This is a genomic window from Arthrobacter jinronghuae (genome assembly GCF_025244825.1).
GTDB lineage: Bacteria > Actinomycetota > Actinomycetes > Actinomycetales > Micrococcaceae > Arthrobacter_B > Arthrobacter_B jinronghuae.
Genome location: NZ_CP104263.1, coordinates 764,815 through 779,194 on the forward strand (window position 1 = coordinate 764,815; position 14,380 = coordinate 779,194).

Here is a 14,380-nt window from a genome sequence, read left to right on the forward strand (position 1 = left end):
GGGACTTGGAACTAAGAGTCGAACTCGAATCACCATGGTCGGTCGTGGAGGATCTCACGCGGCGTGCTTACATGGCCAACTAGCCCCGGAAAGTGAAATTGCGGTCAAACCACCCCGCCGGATCCTCTGCAGTGTCGGAGTACGCCACTAGAGTGTCCGACATGACGAAACCCTCGAGCTATGAGATCCATGCCTGGCGACGGATCCAGCGTGTTAAGCCACGCCCGATCTCGCGGGCGATGAAAAAAGCCAGTGAACAAGTGGCCAACGGGGCTGCCGGTCTTGGTAAGCGTGCAGGACAGTACCTCGAGGACCGTCCAGGCGCCCAGTCGGCCGTCTCCCGCGGCCAGGAAATGGTGGGCAAGGGCGCAAACGCCATACGTGCCGGAGCCCGCAAAACTGCTGACGCCGTTCCCGAAGCGATGACGGAATGGGGTGGTGCGGCCGTTGACTCTGTGACCCGCATGCTGGCACGGGCAGCCCGCGTGGGGCTCTCTCCACGTCGGGTAGTCGAAGCCCATCAGAAGCGTGGGCACGATGTGTCCTCGCTTTCGGACCTGCGCCGCCTTGACCTCGAGCAGATCGACGCGGTGCGGGGGCGGGGACTGAACCTGTACTATCCGATCGCTGCTGCAGTCTCAGGCATGGGTGCCGGGTTGGTCATCTCCGGTGGAGCGCTGGTCACTGTCGCCTCAGCCGGTGCCGGCGCAGCGCCTTCCGGCGTTGCGGTTGCTGGAGCCATGACCGGTGACGCGGCAGTTGTCCTGGGACTGGCATCGCGCTCGGTGGGGCATGTGTCGCTGTTCTACGGGTATGACCCGGAGGAACCCGGCGAAAAACTGTTCGTGATGTCGGTGGTGAATGCTGGCACCGCGATGTCGGCCAGCGCAAAGACGGCTGCTATGTCAGATATTTCCCGGCTAACCCAGGCACTCGTTCGCGGCAAAGCATGGTCCGTCCTGGATAAGTCCATTGTCGCTAGGGTTTCCCATGAGTTCGCGAAAGCGTTCGGCGTCCGGTTCACCAAGCAGTCGCTTGGCAAGGTGGTGCCGGCTGCCGGAATAGTGATTGGCGGAGGGTTCAATTGGGCCACCCTGGAGTCGGTTGTCGACGCCGCCGACACTGCCTACAGGCGGCGTTTTCTGCTGGAGAAGTACCCCCATCTGGCGGAGGACGACGGGCGTGGAGTGGTAGTTGACCCAGAGGCTCCGGACGAGGCAGACGAAACCATAAGCATCCTCGGGGAGCTGGCCGAAGCGGGCGGACCCGAGATCCATTAGGCAAGGGGGCCACCCTCGCCTGCACCATTGCCTGACCTGGCCGTTCGGCGATGCCATCGGTGGCGGTAACCCCGACCCCCGTAGAATCGACGGATGCCCGAAACCCTGCAGCCCGCCGCATCGCCCGCATCACGCACCGCCTCCACCTCCACCCGGCTGGCGCGCATCGTCACCGAAACCACCGCCCCGGCCGTACTCGTAGGAATCCTCCTGCTGCTGCAGCCCCTGCTCACCCCGGGCGTGACCTGGCTGCAGGGCATCACGGCGGCGCTGTTCACCGTGGGGCTGCCCTTCGCCGGGATCCTGGTGCTGAAGCGGCGGGGCAGGGTGACCGACCACCATGTAGGCGTGCGGACCCAGCGGGCACCGATCCTGGCCGCGTCCGCAGTGTCGCTGGGGATCGGAGCGCTGCTCCTGGTTCTGCTGGACGCCCCGGCGGCAATGTTCGGCGAAATCGGCGGCGTCTTTATCGGCATGATGCTGTGCCTGGCAGCGAACCTGGTGTGGAAGCTTTCGGTGCATTCCGCCGTCGCCGCCTACGTCGGGCTGGCCCTGCTTGCGCCCATCCCGGCGGTCGGCGCGGCGCTGGCCCTGCTGCTGGCCTCGGCCACAGGCTGGTCCCGGGTGAAGCTCGGCGATCACACACCCACGCAGGTCCTGGCCGGACACATCGCCGGATGCCTGACCTTCACCGCCGCCATGCTGCTGCCCTAATCCGCGGTCCGGAAAGCATTTCTTGCAGTCACAAGTATTGTTACAAACCCTTAACGATTTTAGCCCCTGCAATTAGCCGTTAATAGATCGTTCCAGTTAACAGAAGAATGAGCGAAATACAAACCCGCCGAATCCGGATGCTTTGACACCCGAAACCACGCGGGGCACCGTGACGCTTGTCATAATGTGGACGGATGACTCAGACAGCATCCAAGAGAGTTCGGGCCGGCACGGTCATCACCTTGATGGGGGCAATCCTTGCCTACCTGATCGGATCCGGTTTCGCCACAGGCCAGGAGGCACTGCAGTACTTCGCGTCCTTCGGGGCGCCCGGTGCAGCTGGCGCCCTGGTGATTAGTTTTTGCCTTTATTCCTACGTCACGGCGGTGGTTCTCCGCGATGGCCGCAACCTCCGGTTGAAATCCGGAAATGCGATCTTCGAGTATTACTGCGGAAAGTACATCGGCAAATTCTTCGGCGTTTTTGCGCCCTTGTTCTTCTTCTGCCTGTTCGCGGTCATGCTCTCCGGAGCCGGTGCCGCCCTCAACGAGCACTTGGGCTGGAACAGTCAGGTGGGAATCCTTGCGATGGCAGTGGGAGTGCTGCTGACGGTGATGATGGGGCTGGATGGCCTGGTGGGTATTGTGTCCAAACTCGGTCCCGTCATCGTCGTCCTGTGCCTCGTCGTCGGCATCATCGGTATCGCCAGGAGCCCGCAGGGTATCACGGCATCAGCGGATACCCTCCCCACCATCGACGTTCTGCAGGCGGCCCCGAACTGGGCCGTGTCGGGATTCAACTACCCGGGCCTGGGGATCCTGATGCTGGTCCCGTTCCTTGCAAGCCTGAGCACACGAGTCCGCAATGACAGGGAAGCCGTCACCGCCGGATTGGCCGGAGCCATGACGTTTGTGGCGGCGGTTGCCGTGGTGGCTTTCGGGCTGCTGGCCAACATCGGTGACGTGTATGACAAGCAGATCCCCATGCTGTGGATTGCCAACCAGATATTCTCCGGCGCGGGCAGCATCTTCTCGGTGGTCCTCTTCGCAGGCATTTACACCACCGCCGTTCCGCTGCTGTGGACGGCGATCAACCGGATCGAGACAAACGACAGGAGCAACCGGGCAAAGCTGTTCGCCCTCATTGCCACGGTGGCTGCGGTGCTGTTGGCGCAGGTGCCGTTCGCGGAACTCGTCAACGTCCTGTACCCGGTTGCCGGTTACCTGGCCCTGGTTCTGGTGGGGTGCATTGTCATCCGGCAGATCCGAAACATCCGGGCCCGGAAGCGCGGGACCGACGTCTACGCCGTTGCGTTCGAGCGGTTACCTGAGGAGAAGGCAGCTACTGCGCCCCAAGACGTCCAAGACGTCCAGGCCGGCTAGCCCGGCGACCACCGGCGACCACAGCCGGCCAAAACCGGCCCCGGCAGCACCCGCCCCGGGGGCCAAGCCGCAGTTTGCGATAAAGTCAGGGGCAGTCTCTTCACACAAGTTGGACATAAGCAGGCACGAAAAAGATGTGTGAAACAACGATGGGGGTTTCATGACAACGCGATTCGGGAAGTCCGCCGGTGAACGGGCCACCTCAAAAGCAGTCGTCGCCGCCCTACAGCTGGGCGAGCACGTCACGTTCGATGAACTGCTGGCCGCCGTGACCAAGACGCACGGAAAACCCATTGAACTGCGCGACATCGACTCCGCCGTGATTCCTTCCGTCACCGGTCTCTGGATCGAGAAGGACACGAAGTCGATCATCCTGCTGCCCTCTGGCGACAACCGGCTGCACCGCACCCACGCCGCCTGCCACGAATTCGGCCACATCCTCCTACGCCACCAAGGATGCGGCGGAGTGGAAACGGCCATGCCGTCCCTGTTCCAGCACATCGGCAGCCGCCAGGGAATCCGGCGGATGCTGGCGCGGTCCCTGACCTGGAACGAGACGGAACGCGCCGCCGAGCAGGTGGCCTACCTGCTCTCGCTGGCCCTGCTGCCTCGGGAACGCGACAGCTCCAGCACCTTTGAACGGACCTTCCTGTGATCACTCTGCAGATGATGCCGGCCGCCGCCCTCTGGACGCTGGTGATCATCCGGCTGGTGGGTCTGCGCTTCGGCTGGAAGCTTGGCATCCTGCCCGGCATGGCCGCGGTGGCCATGGGCGCCACCCTGAACATTGACCAGGTCTACCTGTACGTCGATTCCCTGCTGGGGGAGCGGAACCTGCTCAACCTGATCGTCCACCTGCTCATGGGTGCCGGGATGACGGAACTGTGCCGCCTGCTGCTCAAGGCCACCGGCAGAACGGACGACGACGGCGGGCGGCACGTGAAGGCACTGATCGGCATGGGAATTGTCCTGGCCGTCATTCAGACGACCCTGCTGCTGGTGTCCGATACCCCTGGCTCCGCCACCAACTTCACCGACACCTTCGCGTCCATCCCCACGATTGCCCCGTACCAGGCGAGCTTCTTTGCCTGGATCGGCGTGGTGCTCGGCTACACCGGCGTCGAATGCCTGCGCCGGGACAAGAGCGGGGAATCCCGGGAATTCGGCATCGGCCTGAGCATCCTCAGCGCCGGGTGCCTGGCCGGCGTGGGCGCCGTGTCCGTGAAAATGCTGCTCATCGGCCTGGAATTCGCCGGCGTGCAGGCGTCCTTCGGCCTCTACCTCGGCTACCGCATCCTTATGGCGCTGACCATGTTCGGCTTCGCGGTCGGATTCGCTGTGCCGTCCTACGCCCGCCTCAAAACCGCCGCCGCCGACCGCCGTCGTCGTGCCGAGGATCTGGACGCCCTGTGGCCGATCGTGCGCCGCCTGATGAAGACCTGCGAAGGCACGCGGGCCCTGGAAGCGGCCAACGTATCCCTCAACGCCCGCACCTCCAAGACCCAGCTCTACCGCTGGTTCATCTTCATCGGCGACATCCGGGTCCTGGAACCCGGGCTGCTGTCGCCGGAGGAGACCCGCATCATTGACGAGATAGGCACAAGAATTGAAGACAAGGGAACACCCGCCCGCCGCGCAGCTATCCTCGGCGGCTAGCTGGTACTCCAAAATCCTGCCGCCGGCCCTGGTGCTGGCGGTCCTCATCATTGCTGCGGGAATCGAGGCGGGGCTGGGACCGGTGGGCGTGCTCCTGCTCCTGGCCGGCGTCGTCGTGGTGCCCGGGGCGATCTACAAGGGCACCAAGGGACTGTTCCGACGCCGCGGGATCCCTGACCGCTGGCGGGCCGCCCTGGTGGCTGCCCTGATGCTGGCCGGCGCCGTCGTCTGCTACCTCCTGCCCGTGGCCTCCCCGGTGCCGGAAACGGTGACCGGGCTGCTGCTCGGCAACTTGGGCCTCGTCTTCTTCCGGCGCTGGCTCAACGTTTCGGCGCACGTGTCCGTCCTGACCTTCGGCGTGCTCTGGGTAATCGCGACATACGGGGCGGGCTGGGCGTGGCTGTTGATACTATCGCCGTTGATGATCTTCAGCCGGGTGTCCCTCGGCGAACATACCCTGAGGGAAGCGCTGTCCGGCGCGGCCCTGGGACTGGCCACCTTCTGCTGTTTCCTCGCAGTTATGACATGGAGCTGAACTACGTGAATGATTTTGATCTTCCCCCGGAGCGCGCGGCGGGCATCCGACGAGCCGAAACGCTTGCCCGGAAGATCAATCTCCTGCTGGACGTCATCATGTCCGACTCCGGCAAGCCCTTTGACTACCCGACAATTAGGGACGCCGCGCAGAAAGCGGGCTACTACCTCTCGCGCACCCGGTGGTCGCTGCTGAAATCCGGCAAGGAGCAGGTGGTTCCGGAGGAAGCCCTGCGCGCCATTGCCGCCGTCTTCGACGTCGACCCCGACTATCTGCTGCAGGAAGACGGAAACCTGCCTGAGCGGGTCGAGGCCGAGCTGGAGCTGCTCCGCAGCCTGCGCCGCGCCGAGGTGCGGAACTTTGCGGCCAGGGCATTGGGTCCGGTGGATCCGGAGGCCTTGAAGGCGATCGCGAAAATCCTGGACGAGGATCACTAGCCCTCCGCCTCCCGTCCCCGGGGCCTTCTGCGGCCTGCGCGGCGCTGATAACAACTTTGACCCGGACACCGAGCGGTGGTAGCGTCTCACCCATGTCTCACACATGTGTGAGACGAGTTTGAAAAAGTTCATAAACGGCGGACGGAGCGATCCTGAGCCCGATGGGGAATCTTCGTGTATTTGTGGCTGGGGGGTCACTGCCGAAGTCTCCACCTCGACGGCCTACAGGCCTCCGTTCCCGTTTGTCGGCGCGTTTAGGCGCGCTGTATCTGTAGCATCCGCTGCCTGTGGGGGGTCGGTGGAGGGCTGCAAGCGAAGCCAGCGGATATCCTCCGCTGGCTTCGCTGTTTAACGAAAAGGCGTTGAGGCTGCGCGTAACGATCGGTCAACTCCTGCTCCATGGCGGTTCCGCCGTCTTAGACTGGCGCCAAGCCGAGCCAGAAAGCAGCCATGAAACGCCGAATTCCCCAGTACTCCGAACTCCGCGATCTCGTTCAGTTTCAGTCCTTCGACCTGGACCGCCGCCGTGCCCGCCTGGCCAAGGCCACCAATATCTGGGAGCTGAGGGACATCGCGAAGCGGCGGATCCCGGCCGCAGCCTTCGACTACGTGGACGGCGGTTCGTTCGGGGAGCATGCCCTGCAGCGCAACCGTGAGGCCTTCAACAACATCGAATTCGTGCCGCACGTGCTGCGCGATGTGACCAGCGTGGACCTGAGCACCAAGATCGCGGGCACCGAGTCGGCCATGCCCGTAGGCGTCGGGCCCACCGGGCTGACTCGGCTGATGCACACCGAAGGGGAGGTGGGTGGCGCGCAGGCCGCGGCCGCCTTCGGGGTGCCCTTCTCGCTCTCCACGATGGGCACCGCCTCCATCGAGGAACTGGCCGCAACGGTGCCCGACGCCGCCAAATGGTTCCAGCTCTACCTCTGGAAAGACCGCGAACGTTCGCGTGAACTGGTGCAGCGGGCCGCGGCGGCGGGGTACGGCGCGCTGATCGTCACGGTGGACACCCCGGTGGCCGGCGCCAGGCTCCGCGACACCCGCAACGGCATGACGATGCCGCCCACCCTGACCGCCAAAACCATTCTGGACGCCTCCTACCGGCCCGAGTGGTGGTTCAACTTCCTCACCACCAAACCGCTGGGCTTCGCCAACTTCGAGGGTGAACGGGTCTCCCTGGCCGAAACCGTGAACACCATGTTCGAACCCTCGCTGAACCTCGCCGATTTGGACTGGCTGCGCGAGACCTGGCCGGGCAAGCTCATCGTCAAGGGCATCCAAACGCCCGACGACGCCGTCGAGGTCCTGGCCCGCGGTGCGGACGCCCTGGTGGTCTCCAACCACGGCGGCCGGCAGCTGGACCGTGCCCCGGTGCCGCTGCGGATCCTGCCGTCCATCCGGTCCGCCGTCGGACCCGAAGCGGAGATCATCCTGGACTCGGGCATCATGTCCGGCGGCGATATCGTGGCGGCGCTTGCTGCCGGCGCGGACTTCACGCTGATCGGCCGGGCCTACCTGTACGGGCTGATGGCCGGCGGCCGGCAGGGCGCCGAACGCACCCTGGAGCTGCTGCGCACGGAAATGACCCTGGTGATGCAGCTGCTCGGCGTCACGAGCGTGGCCGAGCTGTGTCCGGAGCATATCCGCAGCATCTGACCGCCGGGCTCGCTCGCCGCCGGGGATTGCAACCCGCGGGCGCCGGCCGACCGGTCAGGACGCGGCGTCGGAGCGGGCAACCCGGAGTCCGCCGTCTTCCGACGTGTGTTGGTTTTGGGTGCGGGCAATGGCTCCGGCAGCGCTGATTCCGCATGCGGCTGCGGCAACGGCAAAGGTCAGTCCGAAACCGGACGCTTCGATGAGGGCACCGGTCAGGGCTGCCCCGGCGGCCTGCCCAAGGATGAGGCTGATGAAGAGGGCCGACGTGCCGGCTGCACTGCTGCTCGCCGTGGCAGTGGCCCAGATGATGAGGACCGACGTCGCGGCCGTATAGGCCAGTCCGAACAGTGCAGCCGCGGCGAAGGAGATTCCGGTACTTCCCGGTGCGAGGGCCATACCCGCCGTGGCCGCTGCGGTGGCCAGTACCGTGACCGGCCAGGTGAGGCGGATCGAGTGCCGGGCCAGCCAGGGGGCGGTCAGCACTGCGGCCGCGCCGCCGACGCCAAGGGCAATCCAGGCTCCGGCGGACAGCGCGACGGGCATGCCGCCCTGATCCTCGAGCAGGGTGCGTCCGTACACCCAGACCGCGGCGCAGCCGATGCCGTAAATGAACGCCGCAGCGAGCGGCCATTTCAACGCCGCCAGGCCGAGCCCCCGCTGCTGGCTTCCGCCGCGCTGCCGCTGCCCGGCGTCGTCGTTCCCGTTTGCACCTTCTGCATCGTTTTGAAGACCCGCATTCCCGCGGTTCCGCGAGGCGTCCCCCAGCAGCACGCCGATCATCCCCGCCACTGCGATCACCGCGATCAGCACCCACGCCAGCCGCCATGCGGGCCCCAGCAGCAGTGCGAGCAGCCCGGCTGCGACCACGCCGAAGCCGGTTCCGGAGTTCACCACCGACTGTCGCTTCGCCGCGTGAAACGGCTTCGTGTTGCGCTGCACCAGTTCGACCAGGGCGGGGGAGGCGAACCCCGCCCCCATCCCGGCCAGCAGCACGGCTGCGGTGAAGAACCCCGTGGACGGAGCGGCGGCGATACCGGCCGAGCCGAGCGCCGCCGTCGACCCGGCCAGAATCGTCATCAGCCGCGGATGCCGCGGCGCGTACGCAAACCCCAGCCCGGCCGAGACGCAGTAGATCACCGAGGCGCCGGAAGAGAGCAGCCCGCCGACTGCCGGGGTCAGCTCGAAGGAGGCGGAAAAGGCGGGCAGGAACAGGCCGTAGCCCAGCCGTGCCAGGCCGTAGGTCGCGGCGATAAGGGTCACCGCGGCGACCGCGAAGAGCGGGCCGGCGGTCGGAACAGAAGGCTGTAACGGTCGTTTCATTGAAACGTACGTTATATGCTTTCCGCATGAATGGACAACCCAGTGCACGAAACCGGCTGCTCGACGCCGCCGAGGAACTCGCCTTCACGCAGGGTGTCGCGGCGACGCCCGTGGACCGGATCCTGCAGCGCGCTAACGTTGCCCCGGCAACCCTGTACGCGCATTTCGGCAACAAGGAGGGCCTGATCGCGGAGGCCCTGCGCCGCCGGTTGCAGAACTGGGACGCGGCCTGGCTGCGGGAAATCGACGCCGCCGCCACGGACCGGGACCGACTTTTGGCCGTCTTTCCCGCCCTGACCAGCTACCGGTCCGGCGCGTCTGCCGCGCGCTGGTGCGCCGCACTCGGCGTCGCTGCCGAAACCGTTGATCCGGGCCAGCAGCTCGCCGAAACCCTGTCGCAGGATACACAGCTGCTTACTGACCGTTTCCGTGAGTTGGCTGTCCCCGTTGTCGGTGCGGACGACGCCGACGCGGTGGCGGCCCACCTGCTGCTGATCTTCACCGGCGTGCTGGGCATGCTGCTCCGCGGTTCCTCGCCGGAAGAAGCGTCGGCCACGGGCCGCGCCACCGCGGGCTTTGTTATCGATGGGTTCGCGTCGTCCCGCTCGGCCGGGTAGTCCCGGGCGACGACGGCGGCGGCCGTTTGCGGGCCGGGGTGGGCATGTGAGCGGCGTGTCGGCGGAAGGTGTCTTGGTTCCATCAGAGAATGAGGCATGGATCTCATGACCTCCGCGGCGGCCGCTGCTGCTCTTGCCAGCGCCATCGCTGCCTTCTTCAGCTGGATGGTGGCACACAATTCAATGCTGGCCGAGCGCCGCCGCTATGCGGCAAGCCTGCAAGCAGACCTAACAACGGGGGAAGTTGCAGCCGCCCGTAACGTTATTGGGAGCTGGCTATATGGGCCGCACGTAAGACACTCCCAAATTGAGGAAAGCGAACTGATCCAGTCTTACTACACGGTCGCATGGGCTATAGAACGTCTTGCGGCCGGACGGAGTGCTCTCGGTGTGTTGCGCTTTTCCGATCGGCGCACAATCGCGACTTTCGACAAGAGAATTAAGTGGCATGTCCAAGAGCAAGCCAGAAATCTAAAGATTCTTGCTCAACATATCAAGATGGACAATGGGGATCTCCTTCAATCCTTGAACGCGCTCAAGGAAGAAATCCCTGATCTCGATACGAGTGCTTCGAGTCACTCCTTCATATGCGATGCGCCGGACTGCCGTCGAACTAATCCGATCCCGGAAGCAGGAAGCATGTGACGAAAGGTCTGCGTTCTAAAGGGATGACCGCTTTCGTCCCTATATGGCAGACCTCTCTCCTACACCCGGCCGTTTGCCGGCCGGGGCTTCACCGGGGCTGAGGTACTGGACGTCGCGGCGGCCGTCGGTGAGGATCCGCAGGTCCTCGTCCAGGTTCCGCCGCAACTCCATCAGTGCGAACTGGTAGCTCCCCGGATCTGCGGCCACATCACGCAGGTAGCGGTTGCTGGCGGCGGACATCCGCATCAGTATCTCGGTGGCACCGGATCCGGGCGTGAGATGCGCGAGTGTCTCCATGAGGTTTTCGCGCAGATCCTGCACAGCGGACCGGTGCCGGGCTTCCATCGGTCCGCCCTGTGCCGCCTGCGGATCGATCGGGGCCAGCGTCCGTTTCAGGTGCAGGTAGGTGACCAGCTCGTTGAGCGCCCGGGACTCGTGGCGCCGGTCCAGGCTCCGTTTCGTCAGCCAACCTGCACCGAAGCCGATCAGCACCCCGACGATGGGCCAGAGAACGTTCCAGATCCACTCCATCGCAACCTCCAGAGGACGTGCAGAGAGGCTACGGCCCTGTCCGGGCATCGGCTAGAGAATCGACGTTGGACCGGACTACTTGGTGTCCGTTCCGGATGGTAATTGCCCCTCCACAAGTCCTGTAGCCTTTGGATCGATGCAATTGCATCCACATTCATGTCTTGTCCATGGGGGACCTATGCCTGTTTTGCCCGCACGCCGCACCGCATCTTCCGCCCGCTCCCGGGTGCTCACTCTTGGCGCGCTGGCGATCAGCACCGTCGTCGTCCTGACCGGTTGCGGCGGCGGCGACGCCGAACCCGCTGCCGCCACTCCGTCGCCGACCAAGACCACCTCGTCACCAACGCCGACGCCGACGCCGACTGCGACGCAGATCGCCAACAAGGCCTGCAAGACCGCCGGTGCCACCCAGACGCAGAAGCAGGCTGGAACCGCGAGCCCCACGCCCACGCCGTCGGCATCCACCAAATCCGCCAAGGCCACGCCGACGTCGTCCCCGTCCCCGTCCACGACAACGGCTTCGCCGTCAGCCACCCCGTCAGCCACCCCGACGTCACAGTCCGTGGTTTATGTCTGCACCGAAAATGACAACGGCTTGCTCGTCTGGATGGACAAGGACAGCTCCATCAAGCTGATTGCCGAGCGCCAGGAAGCTGCGGACAAGCAAGCGGCAGAGGAAGCCGCGGCAGCAGCCGAACAGCAGCGCCTTGATGACGAGGCAGCCGCGGCTGAGGCGCAGCGCGTGGCCGATGAGCAGGCAGCCGCGGCGGAAGCGCAGCGAGTGGCGGACGAACAGGCCCGCCAGCAGGCTGTTCCCGCCCCCGTGGTTCCGGCACCGGCGCCGCCCGCGCCGCCGGCCAGCGTTTACTACCCCAACTGCACCGCGGCCCGTAACGCCGGAGGCGCTCCCGTCTACGCCGGTGGACCCGGCTACGGCACTCACCTGGACCGCGACGGCGACGGCGTCGGTTGCGAGTAATCCCCACCAGTTTCCGGAAGCAGTAGAAGTTGCCCTTGGACCCGCCTAGCGTGGTTCCAAGGGCAACTCGCGTTAACGGTTCCGGTATCCGGTCCGGCCAGCGCTGTTGCCGCATCAGAAGCCGGCCGCGGTCCGCGGATCGGGGGAGACCGGCCCGGTTCCACAGCGCTGAGGCATCATGTCGCACGAATCAACACCGGCAGCAGCTCCCTTCGATGCATCCGTGCCGCAGCGAAGTCCCAGTCTCGGGAATCCCCGCTCCGCATGGTTGGTCCTCGGCCTGGCAGCCGGGTTGCTCTGGGTGGCGGCACTGCAGGGGAGCCTCGGCGTCATAGTGTGGCTGCTGGCCATCGGATCGCTGCTGGTGCTTACCGCGCTCTACGCGTTGGGTTTCCGACGTCGCAGCTGGGCCAATCTGGACACGCTCGAACAGCGGAAATTTGCCCTGTCCCTTGGTGCCGTGGTGCTGGTGGTCGGCATGGTCGCTGGAGTCGTCTCGACGCCGGATCCCGTTCCAAGTTCGCTATCTGCAGAGGCCGACGGCCTTCGGCCACGGCCCGATCCTTTCGCCCTGCCGACGACGCCGCCGCCCGGGTCCGTCCTGAACCTCCCCCTCCCGCCCGGAGTGGAGGACGCCACCGACGATTCTGCCAACGAGCCGGGCGGTGTAGCCGTACTGGCCGATGCTTTGGTGCAGGAACCCGCCCAGCAGGGTTCCATCCGAAACGGCCCGTGTGCCACTGAGGGGGAAGTGCGCACGGAAGACCAGGTCGAGTACCGCTGCACGCGCAACCCGGCCGGGGATCTCGTATGGCTGGACAGTGCATCCCGGCTGGAACAAGCCGAGCAGGAGGAAAAGGCACGCCAGGCCGAAGCGGAAAGGGTGCGTCAGGCGGAGGCAGACCGATGGGAGCAGGCACAGCAACAGGCAGCCGAAGAACGCGCCCGTGCTGAGGATGCCGCCCGGAACCCCCAACCGGCACCTCAACAGCCACCGCTGAATCCGCCGGGCAATTCGCCGCAGCCTCCGCCGACTGAACCCTCGCCTCAACCGCCGACCGAACCAGGCGAGCCGCCTACGCAGCCACCGACCGAGCCACCGACGGAACCTTCCACGGAACCGCCGACTTCCCCGCCCAGCCCGGACCCGACGGCACCGCCCACCGTGCCGCCTACACCGCCGGGACCGCCCAATCCGCCGGAGCCGGGGACGCCGGACCCGGACATTCCGGTCATTCCGCCGGAATTCCCGTTCCCGCCCAACCCGCCGTCGCCACCCCGGCCAACACCGCCGCCGTCGTCATTCGCTCCGCCGCCAGACGCACCGGATGCGACTGAGGCGGCCATCGAAACCGTACTGCCTGCCGCCCGGTAAACCGCTCTACCGGAACGCGGAAATGCCTGTGATGTGCTGGCCCAGGATCAGGGTGTGCACTTCGTCGGTGCCCTCGTAGGTCCGCACCGATTCGAGGTTGTTGGCGTGCCGAAGCGGTGAATAGTCGAGCGTGATGCCGTTTCCGCCCAGGATGGCGCGGGCCTCCCGGCAGATCGCGATCGCTTCGCGCACATTGTTCAGCTTGCCCACGGAAATCTGCACCGGTTCCAGCGTGCCGGCATCTTTGAGCCGTCCGGTGTGGATGGCCAGGAGCACGCCTTTCTGGATCTCCAGCAGCATGTTCACCAGTTTCTCCTGGGTGATTTGGTAGGCGGCGAGCGGTTTGTCGAACTGCAGCCGTTCCAGCGAATACTTCAGCGCTTCCTCGTAGCTGTCCCGGGCCGCGCCCATCGAGCCCCAGAGGATCCCGTAGCGGGCCTCGTTCAGGCATGAGAACGGGCCGCGCAGGCCTTTCGCACCGGGCAGCAGTGCCGAGTCGGGCAGCCGTACATCCGCCAGGAACACATCGCACTGGATGGAGGCGCGCATGGACAGCTTCGGTTCGATCGGCACGGCGGAGAAACCCGGGGTGTCCGTGGGGACGAGGAAGCCGCGGACGCCGTCGTCGGTCTGCGCCCAGATCACGGCGACGTCGGCAATGGAAGCCAGCCCGATCCACCGCTTGGCGCCGTTCAGGACCCAGCCGTCGCCGTCGTGCCGGGCAAACGTGCTCATGCTCGACGGGTCGGAACCGGCGGTGGGTTCGGTGAGACCGAAGCAGCCGATCAGTTCCCCGCGGGCCATGCCCGGCAGGTACCGGTTCTTCTGCTCCTCGGAGCCCCATTTATGGATCGCGGTCATGGCCAGCGAGCCCTGCACAGAGACGAAGGTGCGCAGGCCCGAGTCGCCGGCCTCCAGTTCCATCGCGGCGATCCCGTATTCGACGGCGGAGCGGCCGGGGCAGCCGTAGCCTTCCAGATGCATGCCGAGCACGCCGAGATCGCCCAGTTCCCGGACGATCTCCACCGGGAACACCGCGTCCTCGTACCAGCCCTTGATGTTCGGGCGGATGCGCGCATCCACGAAGGCCCGGACTTTCGCGCGGAGGGCGAGTTCGTCCGCGGTGAGGAGTCCGTCCAGGCCCAGGACGTCCGACGTCGTGCGGAGGGTTTCGAGGTCCGGCGCGGCGGGGGCGGGGGAGGCCGCCGGGGCGGTAGACGGCGTCGTGGGCGTGCTCATGGTTCCTCCTG

The 14,380-nt window shown here is 65.7% G+C and carries 15 protein-coding genes; 12 read left to right on the forward strand and 3 right to left on the reverse strand.

The window, feature by feature from the left end; all coding sequences use genetic code 11:
- The first annotated feature begins 161 nt into the window (after nucleotides 1-161).
- The 8 genes from N2K98_RS03505 (at nucleotide 162) to N2K98_RS03540 (ending at nucleotide 7,663) form a co-directional block, all read left to right on the forward strand.
- The gene (locus N2K98_RS03505; protein ID WP_255866033.1) at nucleotides 162-1,280 is read left to right on the forward strand and encodes an EcsC family protein; all 1,119 of its coding nucleotides are present in this window, start codon (nucleotides 162-164) and stop codon (nucleotides 1,278-1,280) included.
- Between the two features lie 93 nt (nucleotides 1,281-1,373).
- A complete protein-coding gene (locus N2K98_RS03510) occupies nucleotides 1,374-1,994 on the forward strand; it encodes a phosphatase PAP2 family protein (RefSeq protein WP_255866034.1) in 621 nt (206 codons plus the stop codon).
- Nucleotides 1,995-2,188: 194 nt separating this feature from the next.
- Entirely contained in the window at nucleotides 2,189-3,376 is a 1,188-nt protein-coding gene (locus N2K98_RS03515) for a YkvI family membrane protein (RefSeq protein ID WP_255866035.1), read from the forward strand.
- A 160-nt stretch (nucleotides 3,377-3,536) separates the two neighbouring features.
- Complete coding sequence (locus N2K98_RS03520; RefSeq protein WP_255866036.1) at nucleotides 3,537-4,031, forward strand: hypothetical protein; 495 nt, start codon at nucleotides 3,537-3,539, stop codon at nucleotides 4,029-4,031.
- A complete protein-coding gene (locus N2K98_RS03525; protein WP_255866038.1) occupies nucleotides 4,028-5,032 on the forward strand; it encodes a hypothetical protein in 1,005 nt (334 codons plus the stop codon). The genes N2K98_RS03520 and N2K98_RS03525 overlap by 4 nt, the downstream gene beginning before the upstream one ends.
- Nucleotides 4,983-5,567 (forward strand): hypothetical protein, encoded by a 585-nt coding sequence (locus tag N2K98_RS03530; RefSeq protein ID WP_255798369.1) that lies wholly within the window; start codon nucleotides 4,983-4,985, stop codon nucleotides 5,565-5,567. The genes N2K98_RS03525 and N2K98_RS03530 overlap by 50 nt, the downstream gene beginning before the upstream one ends.
- 5 nt (nucleotides 5,568-5,572) lie before the next feature.
- Complete coding sequence (locus N2K98_RS03535; RefSeq protein ID WP_255766813.1) at nucleotides 5,573-6,004, forward strand: helix-turn-helix domain-containing protein; 432 nt, start codon at nucleotides 5,573-5,575, stop codon at nucleotides 6,002-6,004.
- 450 nt (nucleotides 6,005-6,454) lie between these two features.
- Nucleotides 6,455-7,663, forward strand: a complete 1,209-nt coding sequence (locus N2K98_RS03540) for an alpha-hydroxy acid oxidase (protein WP_255866039.1) — start codon at nucleotides 6,455-6,457, stop codon at nucleotides 7,661-7,663.
- 54 nt (nucleotides 7,664-7,717) lie between these two features.
- Here N2K98_RS03540 and N2K98_RS03545 read toward each other — a convergent pair whose 3' ends face one another.
- Nucleotides 7,718-8,983, reverse strand: a complete 1,266-nt coding sequence (locus N2K98_RS03545; RefSeq protein ID WP_255866040.1) for an MFS transporter — start codon at nucleotides 8,981-8,983, stop codon at nucleotides 7,718-7,720.
- A gap of 26 nt (nucleotides 8,984-9,009) precedes the next feature.
- On the opposite strand from N2K98_RS03545, the gene N2K98_RS03550 reads away from it, so the two are divergent.
- Nucleotides 9,010-9,600, forward strand: coding sequence for a TetR/AcrR family transcriptional regulator (locus N2K98_RS03550; RefSeq protein ID WP_255866041.1), 591 nt, complete (start codon nucleotides 9,010-9,012; stop codon nucleotides 9,598-9,600).
- Nucleotides 9,601-9,696: 96 nt separating this feature from the next.
- Nucleotides 9,697-10,245, forward strand: a complete 549-nt coding sequence (locus N2K98_RS03555) for a hypothetical protein (protein ID WP_255866042.1) — start codon at nucleotides 9,697-9,699, stop codon at nucleotides 10,243-10,245.
- A 39-nt stretch (nucleotides 10,246-10,284) separates the two neighbouring features.
- Here the strand turns inward: N2K98_RS03555 and N2K98_RS03560 are convergent, their stop codons facing one another.
- Nucleotides 10,285-10,776, reverse strand: coding sequence for a hypothetical protein (locus N2K98_RS03560; RefSeq protein ID WP_255866043.1), 492 nt, complete (start codon nucleotides 10,774-10,776; stop codon nucleotides 10,285-10,287).
- 178 nt (nucleotides 10,777-10,954) lie between these two features.
- Between N2K98_RS03560 and N2K98_RS03565 the strand changes: the two genes are divergently transcribed.
- Together N2K98_RS03565 and N2K98_RS03570 are read left to right on the forward strand one after the other, a co-directional pair.
- Nucleotides 10,955-11,755 carry an excalibur calcium-binding domain-containing protein gene (locus tag N2K98_RS03565; protein ID WP_255866044.1) on the forward strand — a complete coding sequence of 267 codons (801 nt, stop codon included), beginning with the start codon at nucleotides 10,955-10,957 and terminating at the stop codon, nucleotides 11,753-11,755.
- A gap of 178 nt (nucleotides 11,756-11,933) precedes the next feature.
- The gene (locus N2K98_RS03570; RefSeq protein WP_255866045.1) at nucleotides 11,934-13,130 is read left to right on the forward strand and encodes a hypothetical protein; all 1,197 of its coding nucleotides are present in this window, start codon (nucleotides 11,934-11,936) and stop codon (nucleotides 13,128-13,130) included.
- 6 nt (nucleotides 13,131-13,136) lie between these two features.
- Here N2K98_RS03570 and N2K98_RS03575 read toward each other — a convergent pair whose 3' ends face one another.
- Entirely contained in the window at nucleotides 13,137-14,369 is a 1,233-nt protein-coding gene (locus N2K98_RS03575; RefSeq protein WP_255866046.1) for an acyl-CoA dehydrogenase family protein, read from the reverse strand.
- Nucleotides 14,370-14,380 lie beyond the last annotated feature (11 nt).